The sequence below is a fragment of the Staphylococcus sp. FSL W8-1268 genome (genome assembly GCF_038003965.1).
Lineage (GTDB): Bacteria > Bacillota > Bacilli > Staphylococcales > Staphylococcaceae > Staphylococcus > Staphylococcus hominis.
This window is the reverse complement of record NZ_JBBOQE010000001.1, coordinates 792,585-812,678: the sequence shown is the minus strand read 5'-3', so window position 1 is coordinate 812,678 and position 20,094 is coordinate 792,585. Positions and strand designations below refer to the sequence as shown.

Sequence of the window (20,094 nt, the reverse complement as noted above, 5' to 3'; positions counted from 1 at the left end):
GCTGTCTTACCCCCGCAAGGTTAATTGAAATTGAAAACTTGAGTTAAATATTTTCAATTCAGTTAACTACTGCGACATCTCTAAATAGTCATAAACTTACTCAATAGTATCATTGAATTCGACCGAAATTAGTCTAATTAAAACTTTTCAAAAGTACAATTGATTTATTTCAAAAATTTATTTCATATTTTTTGGATTATACATATAAAATACTAATTTTTTTGAGGACAAACATCGTGTAAACCTAAACTGATATCCAATGCATCGTCAACTTCTTTCATTTTATCTTCTGATAAATATGTAAGTTTCTCTTTCAATCTTTTTTTATCCAATGTTCGTATTTGTTCTAAAAGAATGACTGAATCTTTATCTAAACGATATTTTTTCTTTTCTATTTCTACATGTGTTGGTATTTTCGCTTTATTAATCCTACCAGTAATCGCAGCAACGATTACTGTAGGACTATATTTATTACCAGTATCATTTTGAATGATAACTACAGGTCTTACTCCCCCTTGTTCAGACCCTTGAACTGGTGATAAATCAGCTAAATATACATCGCCTCTTCTAATCATTCACTTTTATAATTAGATGTAAGATATGATTCGTTACAATCACAAGCTTCACATTCTAATGGAAATGCTTCAGTTGCTAGGGAGAGGTTTAAATCGGCCATTTGGACATAGCCTTCTTTTAGTGATTGTTCAAGACTATGGCTTCTATTCTGATTAAAAGTTAACATACTATGAACCTCCAATTGATACAAACAAGACATTATAAACTTTAATTTAGTTTTATAATAACAAATTTTGTAACAAGTGACTATACTAATTTAATAATTCATTTGTAACTTCAAATTTTTTATTTAAATAATATATTCTTGGAAGTCTGCGTCCTAAATTACATAAAACTTCATAATTAATTGTATTTTGTTTTATAGCTAATGCCTCTACTGCTTGTGAAGAATTTAAATTGTTATCTATTAAAATAACCTCATCTCCTTCTTTCACATCATCTGGTACACTAATAATCATTTGATCCATGCATACTCTTCCAATGATTTCACATTGATGTTGATTGACATTTACGGCGAATCCTTGCATAGCTCTTAAGAAACCATCTGCATATCCAATTGGTAAAACCGCTATTTTCATTTTTTCAGTTGCAGTGAATGTACTTCCATAACTTACAGAGTCTCCGGGATTTAAATATTTAGTTTGGACAACTTGAGTCATTAATTTAGCACTTGGTTTTAATTGAACATCAACTTCATTTCTAACATACTCAGAAGGATAATAACCATATAGTGAAATTCCAAGTCTTAACGCATTGCATAATTTACAATTTGCTAATAAAGCGCCTGCTGAGTTTTGAGCATGTATATATTTTGGTCGCTCTGCTTTTGTTACCAACTCTTCAAAAAATGCATATTGCTGTTTCATTGAATCACCAGGTTCATCTGCATTGGCAAAGTGAGTAAAGACGCCGTCAAAAATAAGAGTTGGATGTTCTTTAATAAGATTAATGACTAACTGATACTCTTCAAGCGTTTTAATCCCTAGTCTTCCCATTCCTGTATCTAATTTCACATGAAGATATACATGATCTGAGTTATCTTCTATATAATGAATCGCTCGTTCTAACCAAAACTGTGAAGGTACAGTTAAAGTAATGTCATATTGAATCGCTTTATTTATATCTTTCGGTGATATCGCACCTAAAACTAATAATTTAGCATTTATATTATGTAAGCGTAATTCAATGGCTTCATCTAAAGTAGCAACTGCAAAAAATTGAGCCCCATTATTTTCTAAAATCTCTGCTATTTTTACACTTCCTAATCCATATCCATTCGCTTTAATTACAGGAATCACTAACTTATCACTTTGAAGTGTTTTAAAAATATTATAATTGTATAGAATGGCATCAAGATCTACATTTAAATATGTCGGTCTATAAGCAACATCTGACATATGAAGTCCTCCTTATTTAAACTTATAAAAAATTGATATGGTTTATTTTTCTAATATTACTTCACTCATTGCGTAATGTTGTGTATGCGTAATCGAGACATGAACAATAAAACCAGGATATTCGATACAAGGTTTCCCCTTTTCATCGTTATAACAATCAATATCATTAAATGCTACCGTTTTTCCTAACCCTGTTCCTAATGCTTTACTAAACGCTTCTTTAGTTGCAAATCGTCCTGCTAAAAATTCTAATTTTCTTTTATCATTTTTAAAAGAGTGAAATTTTTGCTGTTCTTGATCTGTTAGTATTCTATGTATTAATTTATCACTTTGTTTAATATACACGTCTTTTATTCGGTCAATTTCAATTAAATCAATACCAATACCATGTATCATATCTACACCTCACTTAATTATCCTTTATTATTCATATAGTTCGTGTTTTCTATTTTGAATCATTTGTTTTAAATAAATCGCTTCTTTTTTTGCAATTAGTTCTATATTGCATTCTCCACCTGCAGTAGATAAATGAAGATGTGCTAACTTATATTTTCTCATTATGAATCCTTCTATGACCTCTATATTTTGTATTCTATAAAACGGTATAATATTTGTTTCAACAGTTATGATACCGTTTTTAATATGAATCTCGTTTTCATCATAGTAATAACTGAAATAATGATATCTCAGAAGCGGAATAACAATAATAAATAGTATGATATAAAGCAATATAATTACTACAGAAATAATGATATTAATTGAAAATTTTGATATATGAGTAAAATACACATCTATCATATTGAGTAGAAATAAAAAAACAGTAATAATTATAAGCCCTATCAATGATGTGATTCTCATCACCTTTAGACCACTTGTATTCATAAAACTATGTTCACTCAATCTTAGACCCTCCTAAATAGGTCTCAATATTTAATTGAACCTGTTTTTCAGAAGCATATTTCAGCTTAATATCTTCATTTACCGCACCCTTAGCTATAATAAAATGTAAATGTGCTAAATGGCTCTTTTCTAACAATGGATTTTGATTAACATTCATACCAATAATTTTATCCTTTTTAAAATAATAAGAATTAATATGCATCATACTTACTTGACGAAGTGCAATTTCATTTTTTCTATTGCATAATCCAGAAGCAGATATATACACATACGCATAAATTGCCATAAAGATAATAATAATTATGGCTATCATATAACTCCATATACTCCAATAGTAAGCACCTATAGTTGCACCAAGAATTAATATGATACTAGGTATAAAAAAATGTCGATGATATCCTCGTTTTGGTACATTTTCAGTGATAGCGTTAAATTGCATTTCAGGAATTAATTTTCTAATAATAGAATATGCCTCTTTTTTATTAATAAATGGAAGAATCATAATTTTTCCGTTTTCACTTACATCTTCATTAGATTTAACTTCTAAATCACTTGTAATAATAAAGTATATAGAGGTATATCCAAATAACTTTCTAATAAATGACTGTTTTTCTACAACTGCTTGTAATCGTTCAATAGGCACTGTGATATTTTTTACATTTAGTAATCCATAAGTAATTTTTAACTCATTATCACGTTGTGTGATTGTATAGTTATAATAACGTAGAACAACAATTAGAGTACCTATAACATAACAAAATATAAGTACAGTCAATATAATAATAGTCACTAAAAACGTAACTGACTGTATCCATTGAAAAAGACGAGACGTCCATTTTTCCCACGGGATAACATCTTCAAACGCACCTATAATGGGGGAAATAGTGGCGAATGCTACCCCTATCACGCCACTTGTCAATGCCATGAAAATCAACAGTTTATTAGACATTTTAAATATTACTTCATTATTACTACTATCTTCAGATATTAATTCTTGTTCGCTATTATTAGGCTTATTATCAGGCTCTATTTCTTGACTGTCTAACTGAAGTTGTCTTTTTTTAATTGTACGTTCAATCAATTCACTTTGTTGTTTCGAAATCGTTTCAAGTTCAATACCATCACTCGGCGTTTTAATTTGTAATCGTACGCCACCTACTAATTGATTAAGCAGTCCTTGTGTGGTATCTAAGGATTGAATTCGATTCAAATTTAATTCTTTGCGTTTTTTATTTAACCATCCAGATGTGACTATAAATTGATCATTTTCTATCCAATAACGCGTTAGACGTACTTTTTGAAATTGATTAATCATAGAAAAAAGAATAATCAATAAAAAGATACCTGGTCCAATATAATGTCTAATATTTGTAAAATCAAAATTCCATATATTAAATCCAATAAACACGATAATAACAAAAATGTTTTGCTTTATAACATCTATTAGACCTGTGAAATAAGAAATCGGATGTAATTTTTGAGGTTTAAATATCATCATTACTACCTCGCATTTTTGATAAGATATGTAATATTAATCGTTCTGCTTCTTTATTAGAAACAAAAGGTGTTGTGAGTTCATGACCTGCAGTCACAACAATGACTCTCTTAAGATTAAACTTTTTCAATAACGGATTTGTTTTAACCTTTAAAAGTTGTAACCTTTCAATTTTTGTTGTTTTATAGCTTTTAAAAATAAAAGTATTTAAAATTTCTATGTTCTTATTTTCTATATTATAAAATTTATAAGAGTATCTATTGATGGGTTGTAGAATAAAACGAATAAAAGAACAAATAGTTAATACAAGTAGAATATAAAAAATAAAATGGGGCCAGTGAAATGCTTTCCAACAATACAACCCACCACCTAAAATAATGAGCTCTATTAGTAATGTGACTCCACTTACCAACCAATGATATAAAAATGCGGATTTAGGACTTTTATGAAAAGAGTGATGTAATTGCACAATAAACTCCTTAACAATTTTTTTATATTATATCATACTATTTTTTTAAAATAATATGATAGATGTTAATGAAAAAACAAAACTGAATACTATCTATTTAATTACGATCAACTATCCTCTTTTTCTTTAAAACATTATTAGTACAATCATTTATAAATTTAATAGGTAAAACTTATAATCAAAAAGAGCTTGAGACATAAACATATGTCTCAAGCTCAATCAAGCAAATTTAATCTTATCTATAACAACTATTTTTGTAAATCAGCAAACGTACGACCTTTGATAGATGTTTTTCTTTTATCTTGTCTATCTCGACGATCTTGTTTTTTACCTTTTTTCTTATTGAAGTTACCTTTTGATCGTTTATTTTTGTTGTTAAATTTATTGTTTCGTTTACCACCACGTCTTGATTGATTACCTTTATTATTACGACTCTTTCTTGCAAGTGGCTTTTCGAAAGTTAATTGAACTTCAACTTCATCGTTTGCTTCGACAAGTTCTTGTAATAATGAAGCTACTAATTCAGTGCTATCATATTCTTCTAATAATTCACTAGAAATACGTTTTAAACGATCTTCCCTCTCACGTGACATCCAGTTTTTAACTTTGTCTTTAATATCTTCTTCACGTGCTTTAAGCACTTCTTTACGATGAGGTGGTCTTAAAGCTTTCATTCTTCTGTCATTTACTTCTTCAATTTGACGAATGTAATCCATCTCAATTGGGTTAACAAACGTAACAGCAATACCTTCTTTACCTGCACGACCTGTACGTCCAATTCTATGTGTATAACTTTCAGTATCTTGAGGTATATCAAAGTTATATACGTGACTTACACCTGAAATATCAAGACCACGTGCTGCAACGTCTGTGGCAACTAATATATCAATTTGATCGTTTTTGAATTTTTTAAGTACTTCTAAACGTTTGGCTTGTGTAATGTCTCCATGTAATCCTTCTGCTTTGTAACCCTTAGTAAGCAATGCACTTGTTAACTCATCTACACGACGTTTAGTTCTACCAAATACAATAGCTAACTCAGGTTGATGTACATCTAAGAAATTAGTAAATGTATCAAATTTCTCTAACTCTTTAACAATTGTATAGTATTCGTCGATTTGAGGATCAGACATTTCATTGTTCATCGTTTTAACAATTTGTGGTGATTTCATAAATTGTTGTACTAATGTCTGAATAGCTTTAGGCATTGTCGCTGAAAATAGCATTGTTTGTCGTTGTTCAGCAGGGATTTTATCCATAATAAATCTCATATCATCAATGAAGCCCATGTTCATCATTTCGTCCGCTTCATCTAAAATTAAAGTATGAATATCATTCGTTTTTAATGTACGACGATTCAAATGATCGATAACACGTCCTGGCGTTCCTACTACAATTTGAGGCCCACGTTTTAACGCTTTAATTTGTCTATCAATTGGCATACCACCAAAGACAGTAACAACTTGAATATTTTGTCCACGACTGAATTCGCGTAATTGTTCAGCAACTTGCATTGCTAATTCTCTTGTAGGTGCTAAAATTAAAGCTTGAACACCTGATTTTCCAACAACTTTTTCTATTAAAGGAATACCAAAAGCTCCTGTTTTACCCGTACCTGTCTGAGCTTGTCCAAGGATATCTTTTCCTTCTAATGTATAAGGGATACTTTCTTTTTGAATCGGTGTTGGTTCTTTAAAACCCATTTCTTCTAGGGTTTTTACCGTTTTATCCGAAATCCCTAATTCTTTAAAATTTTGCAATATAATTCTCCTTTTAATTCTTTTATTTATCAATATACGTTTTTGTATATAAGGTCTTCTTATTACGTCAACTTCTATATAGTACCACCTAAAAATAGTTATAGCAATAAAGCAATTTTCATATCTACAGCAAGTAACGTTTTTAAGTAGAGTATTTGTTCTATTAAAATAATAAAAAGAAGTTGCTTTGAAACCTTTCATTTCTAAGCAACTCTTAATTATAATGAATAATTAAATTAAAGCATTTACTACTTCTTCAAGTTTATTACCACGTGACCCTTTAATTAACACTTTGTCATCAGGTTGCAAAATAGACTTTAAGTAATGAGTCAGTTCATTTTTATCTGAAAAATAAGCTACATCTTCCACAAACTGGCCACCTGTACGACTTATAAACTTAGCATCATTACCGTAAGTAAGTAACGTATGAATACCTTTATTGTCCAAATAAGTACCTACATCTTCATGCATACGTTGACTATTTTCACCTAATTCTAAAGAATCAGCGAGTACAATGATTTTACGTCCATTCATATGACTTAATGTATCAATAGCCGCTTTCATACTTGTTGGACTTGCATTGTAAGCATCATTAATAACCGTAATTTGATTATCAGTAACATGTCGTTCCATACGCATACCTGTGAGTTGTACATTACTTATATTCTTTTGAATTGTGTTGTAATCTAAACCAAGTTCATGTCCAATTGCAATAGCGATAGTAGCATTTTTCATGTTGTGAATACCTAAAATTGGTAATTCATAATGTTCCTTGTTATTGATCATAAATGCTATGCCATCATTTTTACTATTTTCAACTTTACATACTAATGTATTGTCATGATTTAAACCAACACTAACAAGTTTTGCATTTTTCACATTTTCAACATGGGGCTTTAGAAGTGGTTCATCTCCATCATATATAAATGTGCCATCAGATTTAAGACCAATAGTAATTTCAGATTTGGCTTTAGCAATACCTTCTCTAGAACCTAAATCTTGCATGTGAGATTCACCAATATTTGTGATAACCGCAATATCAGGTTCCGCAATTTTAGATAACAATTCAATTTCATGGAATCCTGACATACCCATTTCCAAAATAGAAATTTCTGTGTCTTTGTCTAATTGAAGAATGGTTAAAGGTAAACCAATTTCATTGTTATAGTTACCTTGTGTTTTTTTGACTCTAAATTCGGTATGTAACACACTTTCAATCATATCTTTTGTTGTTGTTTTACCATTAGAACCGGTCACTCCAATTACTTTTGGATTAACATGCTTTAAGTACGCTTTAGCTAATTGTTGTAAAGCAGTTAATGTATCATCAACCCATATAATAGGTCCTTGAATTGAATCGCTAATATCCTGTCCTTTTTCATAAAATGAAGCACCAGCCCCATCTTTTAGTGCTTGTTCTACAAAACGATGACCGTCTACATTTTCACCTTTAAATGGAACAAATAACATCTCTTTTTCTACATGACGAGAATCGATAGTGACTCCTTTAATTTGATGTTCTAAATATGCTTCATCAATATCGCAAGATATCCATTTTTGAATTTGTTTTAATGAAACTTCAATCATACTTAGGCTCCTCGCTTAATCGATAGTATATTTATTTTTCTTTTTTTCTTCGTAACGTTCTTTAGCTAAATCAATTAATTTAGTGATTAAATCAGAGTATGATAATCCCATATTTTCCCATAAACTTGGATACATGCTAAATGCTGTAAAACCAGGCATCGCATTTGTTTCATTAATGTAGATTTGATTATCTTCTGTCACAAAGAAATCAGCACGTACTAATCCAGAACAATCTGTAGCTTTAAATGCTTCTAATGCCATATTACGTAGCGTCATTTGAACCTCTTCATCTAATTCTGCTGGAATTTGTAAACTGATTTTACCATCTTTATATTTTGACTTATAGTCATAAAACTGAACATCTTTAATTACTTCTCCAGGCCATGTTGTTTCAGGATAGTCATTACCTAAAACTGCAACTTCTACTTCACGTGCAATAACACCTTGTTCAATCACTAACTTACGATCAAATTGAAATGCTTCTTCAATCCCTTTTTTAAGTTCATCTTCATTATTACATTTACTAATACCCACACTAGAGCCAAGGTTAGCAGGTTTTACAAATACTGGGTATGTTAATTTATCATTAACGAGTTTAATAATATTACCTTCATATTTTTCATATTCACTTCTTAAAAAACTAATATAAGGTAGTTGAGGTAAACCGCGATGTTCAAACAATTGTTTCATTACTAATTTATCCATCGAACTGGATGCAGCTAATACACCATTTCCTACATATGGCAAATCTAGCACTTCAAATAAACCTTGAATGGTACCATCTTCACCATTTGGTCCATGTAATAATGGGAAAATAGCATCATATTTATTTCCTTCCCCATTTTCTTTTAAAAGTAATGTAATTTCTCCAGGACTTATATCTTCTAAATGTAATTCTTCAATAGTTTTAATGTTTTTTGTAATATTTTCTTTTTTCTTCCATTGACCATCATTTGTAATATATATAATATCTACAAGATACTTGTCTTTATTAATCGCATTTAATACATTTTGTGCCGTTAAAATTGATACATCATGCTCAGCACTTTTACCACCATATACGATACAAATATTTTCTTTTACCATGCTTTATATCCTCCATCGAGAAAAATAATGACAAAAGCCATTTATAAATTGAAGTTTAATTACGCTTTTGTTTCTCTCATCATAATTATAATACTATAATGTATTAAGTTTAAATTGTTAATTATACGTTTCATTAACGATATGTAATTTAAATTATTCTTTCTAAAAGTTCATATTATCACAGTATCAGTATTTTTTGCATTTACCAATAAATAAATATATAAATTTCTTAAAGAATAGTCCACTCATGTTAATGGTTATTTTTTAGATTAAACCGCTTCGACTTTATATCATCTTCTATATTTTGTAGCATAATCATATAAAGTCATGTAAAATCTATATATACTATCCCATAGAATTTAAGGAGTTTTTTATGAAATATTCATCCCGTCAACAGCCTACAACACATTGGCTTCGAAAAATTGACTGGATACTTATAGCATTAATAATGATTTTAGCCATCATTAGTGTGACTACAATCAGTTCTGCTATGGGTGGCGGCCAATATAGTGCCAATTTTGGTATTCGTCAAATTATCTATTATATTTTAGGAGCAATACTAGCACTTATTGTGATGATTTTTTCTCCCAAAAAAATAAAAAATAATACATATATATGGTATATCTTCTTTTGTATCTTACTACTAGGTTTATTAATCATTCCTGAAACACCTATTACGCCTATTATTAATGGCGCTAAAAGTTGGTATGCTTTTGGTCCAATTAGTATTCAACCTTCAGAATTTATGAAGATTATTTTGATACTTGCCTTGGCTAAAATCGTTTCTAATCATAATCGATTTACATTTAATAAATCTTTTCGTACTGATTTAATCTTATTTTTTAAAATTATTGGCATATCTCTAGTACCTATGATATTAATTTTACTTCAAAATGATTTAGGAACTACATTGGTTCTATGTGCCATTATTGTTGGAATCATGCTAGTGAGTAGTATTACATGGCGTATTCTTGCCCCTATCTTTATTACTGTAGCAATATTAGGAAGTAGTATTATTTTAGCCATTATATATAAACCCTCTCTGATTGAGAAAACGTTACATATCAAAATGTATCAAATGGGTCGAATCAATTCATGGTTGAATCCTTATGCTTATAGTAATGGAGATGGCTACCATTTAACAGAATCGTTAAAAGCTATAGGATCCGGTCAATTATTTGGTAAAGGTTATAATCACGGAGAAGTATACATTCCAGAAAACCATACCGATTTTATTTTTTCTGTCATTGGAGAAGAAATTGGATTTATTGGAGCAGTGATATTACTTCTTATATTCCTAGCTTTAATTTTCCATCTTATCCGTTTAGCTATAAAAACAACTTCATCATTTAATAAGGTATTTTTAATTGGTTATATTTCTTTACTCGTCTTCCATATTTTGCAAAATATCGGTATGACGATTCAACTCTTACCTATTACAGGTATACCACTACCTTTTATTAGTTATGGTGGTAGCGCATTATGGAGTTTAATGCTAGGTATTGGTGTTATACTTTCTATTTATTACCATCAAAAGCCAGCGTCAAAAGATGCTTAATAATAAATATATTTTAATTCAGTTAATAACATGAAAATAATATGAATGAGAATGAAACAAAACTCATTTTGACTTTATCGTTCCACTTCAGCAATGTATCTCCAACACATAAAAAAGTCTGAGACAACTAATAATGTCTCAGACTTTTTTCAATCACATATTATTTAAGTTCTTGAGTAACGGTTTTTGTGGTAGGCAAAGTATTAATAATGTCGAAACGAGATTTTGTTTTTTTGATATTGACGCCTAAAGATGATAATAATTTGACTACATTTTGTAACTTATCTGATTTGTTCATGGTATCTCACCTCGTTTTTTGACCTTCAATGATATACTACCCTAATTAGTCATGCTTTACTACTATATTTGAAAATTATTTTAAATTATTTAAGTTACACTAAAGCTTTTTATTATGAAAGTACTTTAAATCCAGCGTCATAAATTTCTTTTTCAATACTAATTAAATTAGTAGGTGTTTCATATTCAACATTAATCTTATTTCTTTCTATATCGATTGATACCGTATGTACTCCAATCATATTTAACAAACGTTCATTTAACATTTGTGCTTGTTCTTCTGTTTCAATGTTATCTATAAATACAATATTACTGTTTAACATATTACAATCTCCTAACTAATCTTTCACTAGTTTTTGAAATGTCACTAGTAGTTCTTCCATTGCTTCTTCTTCAGTACCTTGATTTATTTTTTCCATAATACAACTTTTCATGTGATGTTCTAGTAACTTAGTAGCAACACTATTAAGTGCTGAACGTGTTGCTCTTATCTGAGTTAATACATCATCACAGTAGACGTCTTCATCAATCATTCGATTAATTGCTTTCACTTGTCCTTCTATTCGATTTAATCGAGATTTTAAATTTAATTTAACTTGCTCAGAATGATGGGCATGATTTTGATTTTCCAACTAATTCACCCTTTCATAGCTTCTATATCATCGTATAATTTCCTCTTTATTACGTCAATTATACATTTTTATTTTAAAAATTAATCATACCATTTATTATAGTGCATGGTACAATATTTGTTAGTACATTAATTTTAAACGATTTAGGAGGTTCAATTAATTAATATGGTAGAGATCGTGCAATTATCTTTCTCACACTCTTCTTTAATTATTAACATCATATTAATCACTGCCTTTATATTAAACTTGATTTTCGCATTTATCATTATCTTCATGGAACGTCGTAGTGCAGGTTCCATTTGGGCGTGGCTTTTAGTTCTTGTATTTCTACCGATAGTAGGATTTATTTTATATCTATTATTAGGGCGTCAAATACAACGCAAACATATTTTTAAATTAAAAAAAGAAGATCGTAAAGGTTTAGCTATGATAGTTGATGAGCAATTAAATGCACTTGAAAAAGATGATTTTTCTAAAGGTAATCATCAAATTGTTAAGTTTAAAGAAATGGTGCACATGTTACTCTATAATAATGCTGCATTCTTAACTACTGATAACAGTATAAAAATCTTTACAGATGGTCATGCTAAATTTGACGCATTAATTGAAGATATTCAGAATGCTAAAGATTATATACATATTCAATACTATATTTTCAAAAGTGATGATCTTGGACGTCGTATTTTAAAGGCACTCGAAGACAGACTTGAAGATGGTATAGAAGTTAAAATGTTATATGATGATATGGGCTCAAGAACATTACGCAAGAAAGATTTGAAACAGTTTAAAGACAAAGGTGGACACGCAGAAGCCTTCTTCCCTTCCAAATTGCCCTTAATCAATTTAAGAATGAATAACCGTAATCATAGAAAAATTGTAATTATAGATGGCAAGATTGGTTATGTTGGGGGGTTTAATGTTGGTGATGAATACCTTGGTAAAGATAAAAAATTTGGTTATTGGAGAGATACTCATTTAAGACTTGAAGGTGACTCTGTCAATGCATTAGAATTAAGATTCATCTTAGATTGGAATTCACAATCAACACGTGACAATATCAGATATGAAGATAGATATTTTCCTGATGTAGATTCAGGCGGCGAGATTGGTGTTCAAATCGCTTCAAGTGGTCCTGATGAAGACTGGGAACAAATTAAATATGGCTATTTAAAGATGATTATGTCAGCAAAACATTCTATTTATATTCAATCACCTTATTTTATTCCTGATCAAGCTTTTATTGATGCCATAAAAATTGCCGCTTTAGGTGGTGTTGAAGTTAATTTAATGATTCCATGTAAACCCGATCATCCTTTTGTTTATTGGGCTACATTAAAAAATGCCGCTTCTTTATTAGACGCAGGTGTTAAAATTTATCAATATAATAATGGATTTCTACATTCAAAAACACTTATTGTCGATGATGAAATTGCTACTGTAGGTACAGCAAATATGGATAATCGTAGTTTTTCATTAAATTTCGAAGTGAATGCGTTCATTTATGACGAAGATATTTCTCTTCAACTTAAAAAAGCATTTATTAAAGATATGAAAGTCTCATATGAGTTGACTAAAGAATTATATAATCAACGTAGTACTTGGATTAAGTTTAAAGAAGGCATATCTCAATTATTATCACCTATTCTTTAAACTCATTCAATACATGTTTTTAAAGGAGTAGTTTATGAATCAAGCAGAACAAATATTATTAGCTAAAGAATATATGTACCAATTTCATAAAAATGATTACTCTGGACATGATATTGCACATATTGAACGTGTCACATTATTAGCTAAATATATTGCCAAACAAGAACATCAAGGCGATTTTCTTACAATAGTATTGTCAGCTTTATTGCATGACGTCATAGATGATAAATTGACTGATAAACACCATGCTTTAAGCGAATTACATCAATTTTTTAAAAAAATAGAATTGGATGATACTGTTCAAAAGAATATTATTTTTATTATCAAACATTTGAGTTATCGAAATGGTAGAAATAACGATGTTACACTTCCAATCGAAGGACAAATCGTTAGAGATGCTGATCGCTTAGATGCTATTGGTGCTATAGGTATCGCAAGAACGTTTCAATTTTCTGGACATTTCAATGAGCCGATGTGGACAGAATCTCCCTATCATTCAATTCCTTCAGAAAAAGATATGGTTGATTTACCTCCTTCTGCTATTAGACACTTCTATGATAAGTTATTAAAATTAAAAAAATTAATGCATACACAAACAGGATTTCAACTAGCTGAAGAACGTCATCAATTTATGAAACTATTTTTATCTCAATTTTATAGCGAGTGGCACTTAGAAGAATAAAAAAAGTAGGAAAAGATCATCTATCTTTTCCTACTTTTTATCGTATTATGCTTATATTATTTTTTCTTCTTATTATTTTTAGAAACAACTTGCGTATTTTTACCTTTTTTATTTGAATTATTTTCTTTATGTGCCTCAACCATAGGTCCAATTTCTTGTTTTGCAACTTTTTCATAATGTTTATTTGCAAAGAATGTTTGAATAATTAAGAATGCCGCACTGACAGACCAATATAAACCTAGTGCTGAAGCTGAACTTAATGAAATCCAAATAATCATAATAGGTGAAACAATCATCATCATATAAGTCATTTGACGTTGTTCTTCAGGCATTTGTTTGCTTGACACCCATGCTTGAATAAAGTATAACACACCGGCAATAATAGTAATCCAAATATCAGGATGTACTAAATTAAACCATAAGAAATGTGGATGTTCTGTAATACCGCCACCAATACGATAACGCAATACGAAATATAATCCCATAACAATAGGCATTTGAATTAAAACAGGTAAGCAGCCTAAAGCACTCTTCATAGGATTGATATCATATTTCTTATAAACTTCCATCATTTCCTGATTAGCAGCCATTTTTTCTTCTTGAGTACGTGCTCGCTTAACTTTTTCTTGTACACCTTCTACTTCAGGTTTAGCAATTTTCATTTTTTCACGCATCATATGGCTATTTTTATAGTTTGATAGCATGAAAGGCAATAAGATAATACGAATAACTAATACTAAAACGATGATTGCAATACCATAATCATCATGAAAAACAGAATGGCCTAACCAATGTAGAATTTTAGCCATTGGTTCAACGAATGTATTGTAGAAAAATCCATTTCTATTACTAGATTTGGAATAGTCACATCCAGCTAAAAAGACCATTACCCCTAATAACAAAGGTAGTAGCGCTTTCTTCTTCATTTTTACACCTCTATTGATATATTCACGTAGAAATAATTTTATCATAGATAGGGTGTACTAGAAAACAAAAACTGAAAAAAAGAGATATTTATTTGAAATAGTGCTTTAATTTATTAACAGTCTTGTCAATATTTTGACTATGTGTAATGACTGAAATAACTGACACACCATCAGCGCCTTCTTTAGCTATAAGTTCACAATTGTCTTCAGTAATACCACCTATAGCAACCATAGGTAAGCTTGGATTAATATTGTTTAATGTTGCAATCATTTCAGGACCTACAGGGGCACTTGCATCAGATTTTGAAGATGTCTCATACATTGGACCTACACCTATATAATCTACGTGTTCTAAATCTGATTGTTGATATTCCTTTACGTTTCCTACACTTAACCCTATAATTTTATTTTTAAAACGATTAGCAAAAGAAGCAATTATTTCGTCATCTTGACCTACATGTATACCATCTGCATCAATTTTTTCAGCTAAATCCACATCATCATTAATTAGAAAAGGTACTTTATACTCATGACAAAGTGTTTTTAATTCCTTAGCTAATGCTTCTTTTTCATCCCCTACTAAAGCATTTGGCCCTTTTTCTCGAAATTGAAATAATGTAATTCCTGATTCTAATGCTGCTTTTAAAACATCTTTAATATTTTGATCACCGATGATGTCTTGTGTTCCACATATAAAATAGACTTGTAAGCTTTTTGAATCAAACATATTTAAACCTCTTTACGTTTTACAAATTGTTTATAAGTATCATAGTTAAGTTGATACATTTCATCAAGTAATTGAGATAAGAATGTTCCAGGTCCATTAACTTTTTCGCTTTTTTCAGCAATCTCTGCGGCGATATTATAATAACTTACTGATTCTTCTAATACTTGTAATGACGGATGTGTATTTCTAAATAAAAATCCAGCAACTAAACTGCCTAATAAACAACCCGCGCCTGTGATTTTTGCAAGTAATGGAGAACCATTTGATAATTTGACAATTTGATTATCTTGAATAATAACATCTTCTCTACCTGTAATAACAATTGCTGTTTGATATTTTTCATAAGCTTTTTTAGCAATTGTCACTACATCTAAGTCTGTTTCTCCATCAGTGCCTTTCATTGTAGTATTTGAATCTACTAAAGTAAGAATTTCAGATGCATTACCTTTAATTACAGAAACATTTATTTCAGAAAGAAAAGATTCACAAAATTGTTTACGATATGTTGATGCACCTACAGCAACTGGATCAAATACAATGGGTGTACCTTGTTGATTAGCAATTTTTCCAATTTCTAAAATATCTTTTTCATTTGCTTTAGTTAATGTTCCAATATTTATAAGCAGTGCCCCTGCTACTTTATAGAACTCTTCTGCTTCTTCTGGAGCTTCACTCATTGCTGGACTTGCACCAATACTCAAGAGTCCATTCGCAGTGAAGTTTTTAACCACATCATTGGTATAACAGACTACTAGTGGATTCTCTTGTCTTATCTTTTCTAAACTATTCATCGTCTAAACCTACTTTCTTCATATAAGCAAAATGGTTTACCGGGCCGCGTCCTTGACCGATTTCAGGTGTATGTTCAATACTTAATGAAATAAATTTTTTAGCTTTTTTTACAGCTTCATAAATGGTTTTACCTTTAGCTAGTTCGGCTGTGATCACAGCTGAAAATGTGCAACCTGTACCATGAGTATGTGGCGTATTAAATCGCTTCTCTTCAAAAGTATAGACATCATCTTTAGTAAATAAAAAGTCTTTAGCATTATTTAAATCAGCAGAATGACCGCCTTTAATTACTACACCTTTACTTCCTATTTCATTTATAAATATATGACCTGCTTTACGAATATTATCTTCAGTATCAATTTTCAAGCCAGTAATTTCTTCAGCTTCTGGAATGTTAGGAGTCACGACATCCGCTAATGGTAAGAGCGTTTTCTGAAGATGTTTTTTTGTTTCATCATCCATTAAGGAATCGCCACTTTTAGCTAGCATAACTGGATCGATAACATAGGGAATATCGCTATGATTTTTTAAATATGTTTGAATCAGTTCCATCGTTTCATGTGTAGCAATCATTCCAGTCTTAATTGCATGAGGTAATTCATCATCAAACACGCTATCTAATTGTTCTTTAACCCAACTAGTTTCTAGATTATGGATATGTTGAACTCCTTTAGTATTTTGAGCCACAATACTTGTAATAGCAGCCATTCCATATACGCCACAAGCATGGAATGATTTTAAATCTGCCATAACTCCTGCGCCACCAGAAGGGTCAGTACCAGCAATTGTTAACGCAATCTTAGGTTTATTCATGATTTGCTCCTCCAAAATCCCATTCTTCATCAATGTATGCCATATTAAAGAAATGACGTTCATGTACAGTACTTTGTAAAAATGCTTCTTTAATTTCTCTTTTTTCCTGTTCGGTACAATGTTCTGTAAGTTCATTTAACAAACGGTCAAATACTTCAATTAAAGGTGCCATTTCAGTGCTATAAAAATCAAACCACTTAGCAGTAAGTGCATCTCTATTAAGATTTGAATCTTCTAATCCCCATTTAGCAATCACTTCATATACGTAAGGACATGGTGCCATTGCAGCTATAGTGTATGCAGCATTTTCATGAGTATAAGCATGATAATACATATGTTTAATGTAATGGTCTCCACTAGGTGGCCACACTTTTTCTTTTACAATTTCTTCATAAGGTTCGTTAATATAGTCCGCTAAAATTTCATGAGCTTCTACTTCGCCTTCTAACATAAATTCAATTTGCTCTACTAAGAATTTTACTTCTTTCATAGTAGGTGCTTTAGGAATAAGTAAAGCATATAGATTAGTAAATTCTTTTAAATAAGAAGCATCAGCACGTAAGTATTGGCGTACTGCTTGTTTTGATAATTTTCCCTTTAATAAATCTTGAATAAAACCATCATTATAAATCTCTTCAATAATTGGCTTTGACGCTTGCTTTAATTCATCTGAAAAACTCATTAACTATTCCTCCTTAAATAAAAAAACTACATTTCAACGTAGAAATGTAGTCAATATTCAAAAAAATAGAATGAATGAATATGTATTACTACTTTCCTACGTTGGCATTAACCAAATCAGGTTATAAGGGTCTGAATGCTTCATCTCAGCCATATTCCATGGCTCCCCTAGTAGTCTTTAGTTTAACTTAACCATAACAAAACCATTGTTATAATTCAAATAAAAAAGATATTCATTGAAATAAGTTTAATTCATACAACTATTATTATAAATATAATAAATAAAGAATAGTACAGAAATCTTTTTAAATTCAGTCATTACTATCAATATATATAAAATGCCTAAGACAACTCATATTGTCTCAGGCACTAGTAAATTATTTATTAAGTTTTACGCTGTAACCCATTGAGATGGACCTGCAGTATTATAAAGTTTTACTGCCGCTGCATCTTGAACACTTTCAGGTGCTTGTGCTGGTGATACACCTTTATATTGTGCTGGTGCTACTGAATCCCAAGTAGATTGTAAGAATTGATATTTACCTGCTGCACCAGAAGAAGGGTTGATTGCATGAATATCTCCACCTGATTCGCGTTGAGCGATTTGTTGTAAATGACTATTTACATTTACAGATGAACCACTTGTTGATTGTTTAGGTTGATTTGTAGTTGCATTAGCAGGTGCTTGTTGTGTTTGAGTTGCTTGTTTAGTTTGTGTTGTTTTTGGTGTTTGTTGTGTTTGTGTTGTTTGTTTAGTTTGTGTTGTTTTTGGTGTTTGTTGTGTTTGAGCTTCATTTGCATAGTGTTGACTTACATTTGAAGTTGAAGCTGATTGATTTATATTTTTATAATTATTATTTTGGTAAGATACATTTTGTGCTGTTTGAGTTGAAGCTACATTTTGATTAGCACTATTTACAGTTGAACCGTTTGATGGATAATATTCCCATTTAAAATATGTTCCATCTGACCAAAAATGATAAGTTTTACCATTTAAATTAAATTGGTAATTATATGCTCCTTCTTGAATAGGATGTTGATTTAATGATTGATCGTTAGATTCCGCTAATTGAGCTAATTTTTCTTTATTAATTTGACTTTCACTTGCATCAGCATGACTTACGTTTCCTGCTACTAATCCTAAACCTACTGCTAATGAAGATGCAATAATTGTCTTTTTCATAATAGTATAATCCTCCTAAGTCATTTGTTTTCTTAAATATTTTACAACTACTACTCTAACATCTAAAAAAGCTTAGCAGGTTACAGTGAAATAAAAAAAATGTACTTATTTTACATTAAAATTACATAGGTTTATAGATAATTCTTCTTATATATATACTATAAAAACTTTAATGGCAGTGTTTATTAGATATATAATAAAAGAATTAACTGTAATTACTTTGTAATATTTCAGAAAAATAAATTGTATTTTTTATCATTCAATAAATTAAATGTATCTAATGTCTCATACATAGTTAAAGAGGTCGGAATATTTATATCGACCTCTTGAGTATAATTGAAAGACTTATTTTATATTAATTGGAAAGGTTTGGAGTATTAAAAATAGAGAGTTTTATTTTATATTCATTAATTCGAGATTATCAAATGGATAAGTGTCTGTATTTAGTGAGCTATCTGAGAGTTTTTCATTATTTAATTTAGGGGACATAAATTTAATTGTTTCAACATATAATTCTGTTACAAAGTGAGTTTGTTTTTCCTTTTCATATTTACGAGAACGCATTTGGCCAGTAATACCTACTAATGATCCTTGAGAAGTATATTTTTCAATGTTACTGGCCATCTTACCAAATGCTTTACACAATATATAGTCACACGCTATTTCATCATTTTCATCTTTATAATTACGTTCAGTAGCCACACTAAACGTTGCGATTTTCACCTCCTCATTATTATAAATTTTTGCATCTTTAGTCATACGACCAACGATTACTATCTTATTTAACATGTGTCACCTCCTTATATCGTTATATTAAATAGAATTGAATATAACGTCAAAAAGCTATTTTTTTAAATTTCTTCCCTTTTTAGTATTAATATCT

General features: G+C 30.1%; 23 protein-coding genes and 1 riboswitch. Of the genes, 3 read left to right on the top strand and 20 right to left on the bottom strand.

What is annotated here, in order from left to right:
- Positions 1–212: 212 nt before the first annotated feature.
- The 10 genes from NST64_RS04130 to NST64_RS04085 form a co-directional block, all read right to left on the bottom strand.
- Positions 213–575, bottom strand: a complete 363-nt coding sequence (locus tag NST64_RS04130; protein ID WP_002448688.1) for a type II toxin-antitoxin system PemK/MazF family toxin — start codon at positions 573–575, stop codon at positions 213–215.
- Complete coding sequence (gene mazE, locus NST64_RS04125) at positions 572–742, bottom strand: type II toxin-antitoxin system antitoxin MazE (protein WP_002448681.1); 171 nt, start codon at positions 740–742, stop codon at positions 572–574. Before mazE ends, NST64_RS04130 begins: the two co-directional genes overlap by 4 nt.
- 85 nt (positions 743–827) lie before the next feature.
- Entirely contained in the window at positions 828–1,973 is a 1,146-nt protein-coding gene (gene alr / locus NST64_RS04120) for an alanine racemase (RefSeq protein WP_002448692.1), read from the bottom strand.
- 42 nt (positions 1,974–2,015) lie between these two features.
- On the bottom strand, positions 2,016–2,369 hold the full coding sequence (gene acpS, locus NST64_RS04115; RefSeq protein WP_002448655.1) for a holo-ACP synthase: 354 nt from the start codon (positions 2,367–2,369) through the stop codon (positions 2,016–2,018).
- A gap of 27 nt (positions 2,370–2,396) precedes the next feature.
- A complete protein-coding gene (locus tag NST64_RS04110; RefSeq protein WP_231098517.1) occupies positions 2,397–2,771 on the bottom strand; it encodes a PH domain-containing protein in 375 nt (124 codons plus the stop codon).
- Between the two features lie 94 nt (positions 2,772–2,865).
- Positions 2,866–4,368 carry a PH domain-containing protein gene (locus NST64_RS04105; protein WP_002488149.1) on the bottom strand — a complete coding sequence of 501 codons (1,503 nt, stop codon included), beginning with the start codon at positions 4,366–4,368 and terminating at the stop codon, positions 2,866–2,868.
- A complete protein-coding gene (locus NST64_RS04100; protein WP_107632236.1) occupies positions 4,358–4,837 on the bottom strand; it encodes a PH domain-containing protein in 480 nt (159 codons plus the stop codon). Before NST64_RS04100 ends, NST64_RS04105 begins: the two co-directional genes overlap by 11 nt.
- A gap of 248 nt (positions 4,838–5,085) precedes the next feature.
- Complete coding sequence (gene cshA, locus NST64_RS04095; RefSeq protein WP_107632237.1) at positions 5,086–6,597, bottom strand: degradosome RNA helicase CshA; 1,512 nt, start codon at positions 6,595–6,597, stop codon at positions 5,086–5,088.
- Between the two features lie 231 nt (positions 6,598–6,828).
- Positions 6,829–8,184 carry a UDP-N-acetylmuramoyl-tripeptide--D-alanyl-D-alanine ligase gene (locus NST64_RS04090; protein WP_107632238.1) on the bottom strand — a complete coding sequence of 452 codons (1,356 nt, stop codon included), beginning with the start codon at positions 8,182–8,184 and terminating at the stop codon, positions 6,829–6,831.
- Between the two features lie 15 nt (positions 8,185–8,199).
- A complete protein-coding gene (locus NST64_RS04085) occupies positions 8,200–9,270 on the bottom strand; it encodes a D-alanine--D-alanine ligase (RefSeq protein WP_049437355.1) in 1,071 nt (356 codons plus the stop codon).
- A 373-nt stretch (positions 9,271–9,643) separates the two neighbouring features.
- Between NST64_RS04085 and NST64_RS04080 the strand changes: the two genes are divergently transcribed.
- On the top strand, positions 9,644–10,828 hold the full coding sequence (locus tag NST64_RS04080; protein ID WP_002455068.1) for an FtsW/RodA/SpoVE family cell cycle protein: 1,185 nt from the start codon (positions 9,644–9,646) through the stop codon (positions 10,826–10,828).
- A 160-nt stretch (positions 10,829–10,988) separates the two neighbouring features.
- Here NST64_RS04080 and NST64_RS04075 read toward each other — a convergent pair whose 3' ends face one another.
- The 3 genes from NST64_RS04075 to csoR all read right to left on the bottom strand — a co-directional run bounded on the left by NST64_RS04075 (position 10,989) and on the right by csoR (position 11,757).
- Positions 10,989–11,126, bottom strand: a complete 138-nt coding sequence (locus tag NST64_RS04075) for an Lmo0850 family protein (protein WP_002437525.1) — start codon at positions 11,124–11,126, stop codon at positions 10,989–10,991.
- 112 nt (positions 11,127–11,238) lie between these two features.
- A complete protein-coding gene (gene csoZ, locus NST64_RS04070; protein WP_340731093.1) occupies positions 11,239–11,448 on the bottom strand; it encodes a putative copper chaperone CsoZ in 210 nt (69 codons plus the stop codon).
- 15 nt (positions 11,449–11,463) lie between these two features.
- On the bottom strand, positions 11,464–11,757 hold the full coding sequence (gene csoR / locus NST64_RS04065) for a copper-sensing transcriptional repressor CsoR (protein ID WP_002437530.1): 294 nt from the start codon (positions 11,755–11,757) through the stop codon (positions 11,464–11,466).
- A gap of 165 nt (positions 11,758–11,922) precedes the next feature.
- Here csoR and cls point away from each other — a divergent pair, with 165 nt between their 5' ends.
- Entirely contained in the window at positions 11,923–13,407 is a 1,485-nt protein-coding gene (gene cls, locus NST64_RS04060; RefSeq protein ID WP_002448646.1) for a cardiolipin synthase, read from the top strand.
- 34 nt (positions 13,408–13,441) lie between these two features.
- Positions 13,442–14,089: an HD domain-containing protein gene (locus tag NST64_RS04055; protein ID WP_002448635.1), complete on the top strand. Its 648-nt coding sequence runs from the start codon at positions 13,442–13,444 to the stop codon at positions 14,087–14,089.
- Positions 14,090–14,145: 56 nt separating this feature from the next.
- On the opposite strand, the gene yidC is transcribed toward NST64_RS04055, so the two are convergent.
- The 7 genes from yidC to NST64_RS04020 form a co-directional block, all read right to left on the bottom strand.
- Positions 14,146–15,015, bottom strand: coding sequence for a membrane protein insertase YidC (gene yidC / locus NST64_RS04050; RefSeq protein WP_002455066.1), 870 nt, complete (start codon positions 15,013–15,015; stop codon positions 14,146–14,148).
- An 88-nt stretch (positions 15,016–15,103) separates the two neighbouring features.
- Positions 15,104–15,742 (bottom strand): thiamine phosphate synthase, encoded by a 639-nt coding sequence (gene thiE / locus NST64_RS04045; protein WP_107632240.1) that lies wholly within the window; start codon positions 15,740–15,742, stop codon positions 15,104–15,106.
- Positions 15,743–15,744: 2 nt separating this feature from the next.
- The gene (gene thiM / locus NST64_RS04040) at positions 15,745–16,533 is read right to left on the bottom strand and encodes a hydroxyethylthiazole kinase (RefSeq protein ID WP_002448660.1); all 789 of its coding nucleotides are present in this window, start codon (positions 16,531–16,533) and stop codon (positions 15,745–15,747) included.
- Positions 16,526–17,347, bottom strand: a complete 822-nt coding sequence (thiD, locus tag NST64_RS04035) for a bifunctional hydroxymethylpyrimidine kinase/phosphomethylpyrimidine kinase (protein WP_002455065.1) — start codon at positions 17,345–17,347, stop codon at positions 16,526–16,528. The genes thiM and thiD overlap by 8 nt, the downstream gene beginning before the upstream one ends.
- Positions 17,340–18,029, bottom strand: a complete 690-nt coding sequence (gene tenA, locus NST64_RS04030) for a thiaminase II (protein WP_002488134.1) — start codon at positions 18,027–18,029, stop codon at positions 17,340–17,342. The genes thiD and tenA overlap by 8 nt, the downstream gene beginning before the upstream one ends.
- A 76-nt stretch (positions 18,030–18,105) precedes the next feature.
- A riboswitch (TPP riboswitch) is annotated at positions 18,106–18,208 on the bottom strand.
- A gap of 211 nt (positions 18,209–18,419) precedes the next feature.
- Complete coding sequence (locus tag NST64_RS04025; protein WP_002488136.1) at positions 18,420–19,211, bottom strand: transglycosylase family protein; 792 nt, start codon at positions 19,209–19,211, stop codon at positions 18,420–18,422.
- Between the two features lie 393 nt (positions 19,212–19,604).
- Positions 19,605–20,000, bottom strand: a complete 396-nt coding sequence (locus NST64_RS04020) for a single-stranded DNA-binding protein (protein WP_049437359.1) — start codon at positions 19,998–20,000, stop codon at positions 19,605–19,607.
- Between the last annotated feature and the right edge of the window lie 94 nt (positions 20,001–20,094).